The organism is Sphingomonas bacterium (assembly GCF_028289855.1).
Lineage (GTDB): Bacteria > Pseudomonadota > Alphaproteobacteria > Sphingomonadales > Sphingomonadaceae > Sphingomonas.
The window spans coordinates 46,396-52,613 of sequence record NZ_JAQGKZ010000032.1; the positions used below are offsets into that span (position 1 = coordinate 46,396).

Sequence of the window (6,218 nt, forward strand, 5' to 3'; positions counted from 1 at the left end):
GTCAAAGCTTTTCCGTCAGCTCCGGCACGATTTTGAACAGATCCCCGACCAGCCCGATGTCGGCGACCTGGAAGATCGGGGCGTCCTCGTCCTTGTTGATCGCGATGATCGTCTTCGAATCCTTCATCCCCGCCAGATGCTGGATCGCGCCCGAAATGCCGATCGCAACATAGACTTCGGGGGCGACGATCTTGCCGGTCTGGCCGACCTGGTAATCGTTCGGGGCATAGCCCGCATCGACCGCCGCGCGGCTGGCGCCGACGCCAGCGCCGAGCTTGTCGGCGAGCGGATCGATCAGCGCGTGGAACTGGTCCGACGAGCCGAGCGCGCGGCCGCCCGAGACGATGACCTTCGAGCTGGTCAGTTCGGGGCGTTCGAGCTTGGCGATCTCTGATCCGACATAGGTCGACACCGACTGTTCGAGGCCTGCGCCGTCGGTCGAGACAACCTTGGCGGTGCCGCCCTCGGGCGCGGCCTTCTCGAACGCGGTGCCGCGCACGGTGATGACCAGCTTCTTGTCGCTGGTCTGGACGGTCGCGATCGCATTGCCGGCGTAGATCGGGCGCGTGAACGTGTTCTCGCTCTCGACCGACAGGATGTCGCTGATCTGCATCACGTCGAGCAACGCGGCGACGCGCGGCGCGATGTTCTTGCCGTTCGACGTGGCGGGCGCGAGGAATGCGTCGTGATCGGCCATCAGTTTGACGATCAACGGCGCGACCGTTTCGGCGAGCGGGTGTTCGAGCGCGGCATTGTCGGCTTTGTGGACTTCGGCGACACCGGCGATCTTTGCGGCTTCGGCGGCAACACCGTCCACGCCCTTGCCCGCGACCAGCAGATGCACCTCACCGAGCTTCGACGCGGCGGTGACCACGGCGAGCGTGGCGTCCTTGACGGTCTTGCCGTCATGTTCGACCCAGACGAGCGTCTTCATTTCGCGACTCCCATCGCCTTGAGTTTTGCGACCAGTTCGTCGACGTCGGCGACCTTGACCCCGGCGGTGCGCTTGGGCGGCTCGACGACCTTGAGCGTGGTCAGCCGAGGGGCGACGTCGACGCCGTAATCGGCCGGCGTCTTCTGCTCCATCGGCTTCGACTTGGCCTTCATGATGTTGGGTAGCGACGCATAGCGCGGTTCGTTGAGGCGCAAATCGGTGGTGACGATCGCCGGGAGCGAGAGCTTCTCGGTCTCCGACCCGCCATCGACTTCGCGCGTCACGGTGACGCTGTCGCTGGTCAGCTCGACCTTCGACGCAAAGGTCGCCTGCCCGACGCCCAGCAGACCCGCGAGCATCTGCCCGGTCTGGTTGTTGTCGTCGTCGATCGCTTGCTTGCCGAGGATGATCAGGTCGGGCTTTTCCGCCTCGACGATCGCCTTGAGCAGCTTGGCGACGCCGAGCGGCTCGATCTTTTCGTCCGACACGACGAGGATCGCCCGATCGGCGCCCATTGCCAGCGCGGTGCGCAGCGTTTCCTGGCACTTCTGCTCGCCGATCGACACCGCGACGATCTCGGTGACGCCCTTGTCCTTCAAGCGGATCGCTTCCTCGACCGCGATCTCGTCGAACGGGTTCATCGACATCTTGACGTTGGCCAGGTCGACCCCCGTCCCGTCCGCCTTCACGCGGGGTTTCACGTTGTAATCAAGCACACGCTTGACCGGCACCAGCACCTTCATCGCATTCTCTCCGTCAATCCGATCGCTTCCTGGAGAAGGAGCGTCAGGCCGCCTTCTTCACCTCGGCGACGATTTTCTGTGCCGCGTCGCCCAGATCGTTGGCCGCCACGATCGGCAGCCCCGAATTGGCCAATATGTCTTTCCCCTGCTGCACATTGGTGCCTTCCAGGCGGACGACCAGCGGCACCGAAAGGTTCACTTCCTTCGCCGCCGCGACGATGCCGTCGGCGATGATGTCGCACTTCATGATGCCGCCGAAGATGTTGACCAGGATGCCCTTCACGTTCGGGTCGGCGAGGATGATCTTGAACGCCGCGGTGACCTTTTCCTTCGATGCGCCGCCGCCGACGTCGAGGAAATTGGCGGGGAACATGCCATTCAGCCTGATGATATCCATCGTCGCCATCGCGAGGCCTGCGCCGTTGACCATGCAGCCGATGTCGCCGTCGAGCTTGATGTACGCGAGGTCGTATTTGGAGGCTTCGAGCTCGGCCGGATCCTCCTCGGTCTCGTCACGCAGCTCCATCAGATCCTTGTGGCGGAACATCGCGTTGCCGTCGAACGCGACCTTGGCGTCCAAGACCAGCAGCTTGCCGTCGTCGGTCACCGCGAGCGGATTGATTTCGATCTGCTCGGCGTCGGTGCCGAGGAACGCGTCGTAGAGCTTGGAGGCAGTCGACGCGGCTTGCTTCGCGAGGTCGCCGGTCAGGTCGAGCGCGGCGGCGACGGTGCGGCCATGGTGCGGCATGAAGCCGGTCGCCGGGTCGATGTCGATGCTGTGAATCTTTTCGGGCGTATTGTGCGCCACGGCCTCGATATCCATCCCGCCCTCGGTCGAGGCGACCATCGAGATGCGGCCTGTCGCGCGGTTGACGAGGAGCGCGAGGTAGAATTCCCTGGCGATGTCGACGCCATCGGTGACGTACAGGCGGTTGACTTGCTTGCCGTGCTCACCGGTCTGGATCGTCACCAGCGTGTTGCCGAGCATGTCCGCCGCCGCCGCGCGTACCTCATCGAGCGTCTTCGCCAGCCGCACGCCGCCCTTGGCGTCGGGGCCGAGTTCCTTGAACTTGCCCTTGCCGCGCCCGCCGGCATGGATCTGCGCCTTCACGACATAGAGCGGCCCGGGTAATTTCTTCGCCGCCTCGACCGCTTCCTCGACCGACAGCGCGGCGAAGCCGGCGGGGACGGGGACGCCGAATTTGGCGAGCAATTCCTTGGCCTGATATTCGTGAATGTTCATGGGCGAACGTCGCGCCTTTCGAAGAAGGGGGATGCCCTAAGCCTAAAGCACAGCCGCGCTGATGAATCTAGCCCGCGAGGCCTGTCGCGCAGAGTGCCGCCGAATTGCTGACCACGCTCAGGATTTCGGGGTCTTTCAAGGACCGCAAGCGGTATAGGAACTGGCCGCGATCCTTCGATCGCCCTGCCTTTGCCAGACCCGACAGCCGGCGCAACTGGAGCAGCGACAAGCGATCGACCATCCGATCGGCCATGCATGCGGCGGTTGCTTTCGGGATGCCGGCATTGACGAGTCCCTCGCGGGTCATCGCCTCGGGCGTCGAACAGGCGGTTAGCGCCACGATGGCGGCGAGCAAGATCAGGCGTCGCAACATGAGTAACGCGGCGCTATAGGCAGGTTATGCAATGGACAATCGGCATTTTGCTGTTCGTCGCGACCGTCGCGGCGATGGAAGGCGTGGCGTATGTCGCGCACCGTTGGGTGATGCACGGATTCGGTTGGTTCCTGCATGAAAGCCATCATCGTCCGCGCAGTGGCAATTGGGAACTCAACGACCTCTATGCAGTGATTTTCGCATTGCCGTCGATCGTGCTGCTGCTGGGCGGCGTGCAGCTTGGCTGGTGGCCGGGGTTCGTCTGGGTAGGTGCGGGGATCGCCGCATACGGCGCGATCTATTTCGGGTTTCACGATGTCATCGTCCATCGCCGCGTCGCGACGCGGTATTTGCCCAAATCCGCGTATATGAAGCGGATCGTCCAGGCGCACCGGCTGCACCACGCGGTCGAGACCAGGCATGGGACGGTCAGCTTCGGCTTCCTGTGGGCGCCTAAACCCGAAGTGCTCAAGGCCGAACTCAACCGCCGCGGCCGCGCCGGGGTGCGTGGGGCCCGCGCCGTTACCTCCGTCGATTGAACGAAACCGCGCTCTTTTTCGCGCTGGCGGTGCCCGCGGTGATCCTGCTCGGGCTGTCCAAGGGCGGGTTCGTCGGGATGGGCGCGCTGTCGCTGCCGATCCTGGCGCTGGCGGTGTCGCCGGTGCGCGCGGCGGCGATTCTGTTGCCGGTGCTGATCGTCCAGGACGTCGTCGGCGTCTGGGTGTTTCGCCGGTCGTGGGACGGACATGTGCTCGGCTGGATGCTGCCCGGATCGGTCGCCGGGATCGCGCTCGGCTGGTGGTACGCGGCAAGCGTCCCCGAAGCCGCGGTGCTCGGGCTGGTTGGCGCGATTTCGATGGTGTTCGGCCTGTACCGGCTGTGGATCGCGCGCGGCGGCAAGGTCGCCGCCCCGGCGCGGTCGCCCGGCTGGGTTGGCACGTTGTTTGGGGTCGCGTCGGGCTTTACCAGCCAGATCGCGCATGCCGGGCAGCCGCCGTTCCAGATCTGGGCACTGCCGCGCGGGCTCGACCGCGATACTTTGGTGGGGACGACCGCGATCTTCTTCGCCGCGACCAACTGGCTCAAGGTGCCGGCTTACTGGCAGCTTGGCCAGTTTACCCAGGCCAATCTAACCGCCGCCGCCAGCCTGATCCGCGTCGCGATCGTCTCGACGCTGGCCGGGGTGTGGCTGGTACGCCGCGTGTCGCCGGCACGTTTCTACACGGCAATTTACGTCTTGATGGTGCTGGTCGGCGCCAAATTGGTGTGGGACGCTCTAATCTAGACCAATTATTTGGTTAAGTTTCCTGAATGTTAAGACGATTGTGCGCATTTTTTACAACATGGATGCGCGTACGTTTGGATTCGATGCGCCGGCCGGTGGTGACAACGACCACCGCCGTCAGCAACGCGTGGGCGTGGCGACCGTCGCCAGGCTGCGCGATCGTGCGTCGAACAAATACGACGTCCGCCTGCTCGACTTGTCGATCACCGGGTTCCGCGCGGAGGCGCATTATTCGCTCGATAAGGACGCCATCGTCTGGTTGACGATTCCCGGCCTGCAGGGGCTCGAGGCGACCGTCGCGTGGCGCCGCGGCGCGGTGATCGGGTGCCGTTTCCGTCAGCCGCTCTACCCGGCGGTGTTCGACCATATCGTCAAGACGATGGGCGGCTAATCAGTCGAACAGGCTGGAAACGGACGTTTCGTCGGCGATTCGCCGAATCGCCTCGGCGACCAACGGTGCGATGGTCAAATGGCGGACCTTGGGTGAGCTGGCGATGGTGTCGTGGTTGCCGATCGAATCGGTGATCACCAGTTCCTCGAGCACCGATCCCTCGACCCGCGCGATGGCGCCGCCCGACAGGACGCCATGCGTGATATAGGCGACGACGCCCCCGGCGCCGGCCTCCTTCAGCGCGGCGGCGGCATTGCATAGCGTGCCGCCCGAATCGACGATGTCGTCGATCATGATGCAGAAACGTCCCTCGACATCGCCGATGATGTTCATCACCTCCGATTCGCCCGCGCGCTCGCGGCGCTTGTCGACGATCGCCAGCGGGGCATTGTTGAGCCGCTTGGCCAGCGCGCGAGCGCGCACCACGCCGCCGACATCGGGCGACACGACCATCAAATTCCGGCCCGAATAGCGCGCCAGGATATCGGCCGACATCACCGGCGCGGCGAACAGATTGTCGGTCGGGATGTCGAAGAAGCCCTGAATCTGTCCGGCATGCAGATCGACCGACAGCACGCGGTTGGCGCCGGCCTGCGTGATCAGATTGGCGACGAGCTTGGCGGAGATCGGCGTGCGCGACCCCGATTTGCGGTCCTGCCGGGCATAACCGAAATAAGGGACGACCGCGGTGATCCGCCGCGCCGATGCGCGCCTGAGCGCGTCGATGCAGATCAGCAATTCCATGAGGTTGTCGTTGGCGGGGTACGACGTCGATTGCAGCACGAACACGTCCTCGCCGCGGACATTCTCGTTGATCTCGACGAATATCTCCTCGTCGGCGAAACGGCGGACGAGCGCGTCGGTCAGCGGAATTTCGAGATAGTCGGCAATTGCCTTGGCCAAAGGCAGGTTCGAATTGCCGGTCATCAACTTCATGCGTAGCGCCCCTTCGCTGCTGGCGCCTCCTTAGGGGCGTCACATCGCTTTCGCAAAGGGGCTTTAGTCTGTGGCGCGAAGTGAATTCGCGCCGTCGGTCGGGAGGGGCCGCCCGCCGGTCGGGTAAATCACGGGCGCGAAATAGCGTAGCTATTTGCGCTGTGATTTACTGGTGCGGCCGAGAAGACTCGAACTTCCACGGGCTTTCGCCCACAACGACCTCAACGTTGCGCGTCTACCAGTTCCGCCACGGCCGCACGTGATTGAATGCCGCCGGACGGGCCGGTGGCTGGCAGGCGAGCGCCCCTAGCAG

General features: G+C 64.2%; 8 protein-coding genes and 1 tRNA gene. 3 read left to right on the forward strand and 6 right to left on the reverse strand.

All coding sequences use genetic code 11. The annotated features are described in order from the left end of the window. Position 1: 1 nt before the first annotated feature. The 4 genes from JWM94_RS02775 to JWM94_RS02790 all read right to left on the reverse strand — a co-directional run bounded on the left by JWM94_RS02775 (position 2) and on the right by JWM94_RS02790 (position 3,293). Positions 2-934 (reverse strand): electron transfer flavoprotein subunit alpha/FixB family protein, encoded by a 933-nt coding sequence (locus JWM94_RS02775; RefSeq protein WP_299421279.1) that lies wholly within the window; start codon positions 932-934, stop codon positions 2-4. Beyond that, positions 931-1,677 carry an electron transfer flavoprotein subunit beta/FixA family protein gene (locus JWM94_RS02780; RefSeq protein WP_299421282.1) on the reverse strand — a complete coding sequence of 249 codons (747 nt, stop codon included), beginning with the start codon at positions 1,675-1,677 and terminating at the stop codon, positions 931-933. The genes JWM94_RS02775 and JWM94_RS02780 overlap by 4 nt, the downstream gene beginning before the upstream one ends. Before the next feature lie 43 nt (positions 1,678-1,720). Next, positions 1,721-2,920, reverse strand: a complete 1,200-nt coding sequence (sucC, locus tag JWM94_RS02785; RefSeq protein ID WP_299421286.1) for an ADP-forming succinate--CoA ligase subunit beta — start codon at positions 2,918-2,920, stop codon at positions 1,721-1,723. 67 nt (positions 2,921-2,987) lie between these two features. Next, complete coding sequence (locus JWM94_RS02790; protein WP_299421291.1) at positions 2,988-3,293, reverse strand: hypothetical protein; 306 nt, start codon at positions 3,291-3,293, stop codon at positions 2,988-2,990. 26 nt (positions 3,294-3,319) lie between these two features. Here JWM94_RS02790 and JWM94_RS02795 point away from each other — a divergent pair, with 26 nt between their 5' ends. Genes JWM94_RS02795 through JWM94_RS02805 form a run of 3 tightly spaced genes read left to right on the forward strand, consistent with a single transcriptional unit; the run spans position 3,320 to position 4,969 of the window. Next, on the forward strand, positions 3,320-3,832 hold the full coding sequence (locus tag JWM94_RS02795; protein WP_299421296.1) for a sterol desaturase family protein: 513 nt from the start codon (positions 3,320-3,322) through the stop codon (positions 3,830-3,832). After that, positions 3,829-4,578 carry a sulfite exporter TauE/SafE family protein gene (locus JWM94_RS02800; RefSeq protein WP_299421300.1) on the forward strand — a complete coding sequence of 250 codons (750 nt, stop codon included), beginning with the start codon at positions 3,829-3,831 and terminating at the stop codon, positions 4,576-4,578. Before JWM94_RS02795 ends, JWM94_RS02800 begins: the two co-directional genes overlap by 4 nt. A 58-nt stretch (positions 4,579-4,636) precedes the next feature. Next, a complete protein-coding gene (locus JWM94_RS02805; RefSeq protein WP_299421318.1) occupies positions 4,637-4,969 on the forward strand; it encodes a PilZ domain-containing protein in 333 nt (110 codons plus the stop codon). On the opposite strand, the gene JWM94_RS02810 is transcribed toward JWM94_RS02805, so the two are convergent. Together JWM94_RS02810 and JWM94_RS02815 are read right to left on the reverse strand one after the other, a co-directional pair. Further along, complete coding sequence (locus JWM94_RS02810) at positions 4,970-5,905, reverse strand: ribose-phosphate pyrophosphokinase (protein WP_299421305.1); 936 nt, start codon at positions 5,903-5,905, stop codon at positions 4,970-4,972. 170 nt (positions 5,906-6,075) lie between these two features. Beyond that, positions 6,076-6,162: transfer RNA gene (locus tag JWM94_RS02815), tRNA-Leu, on the reverse strand. Between the last annotated feature and the right edge of the window lie 56 nt (positions 6,163-6,218).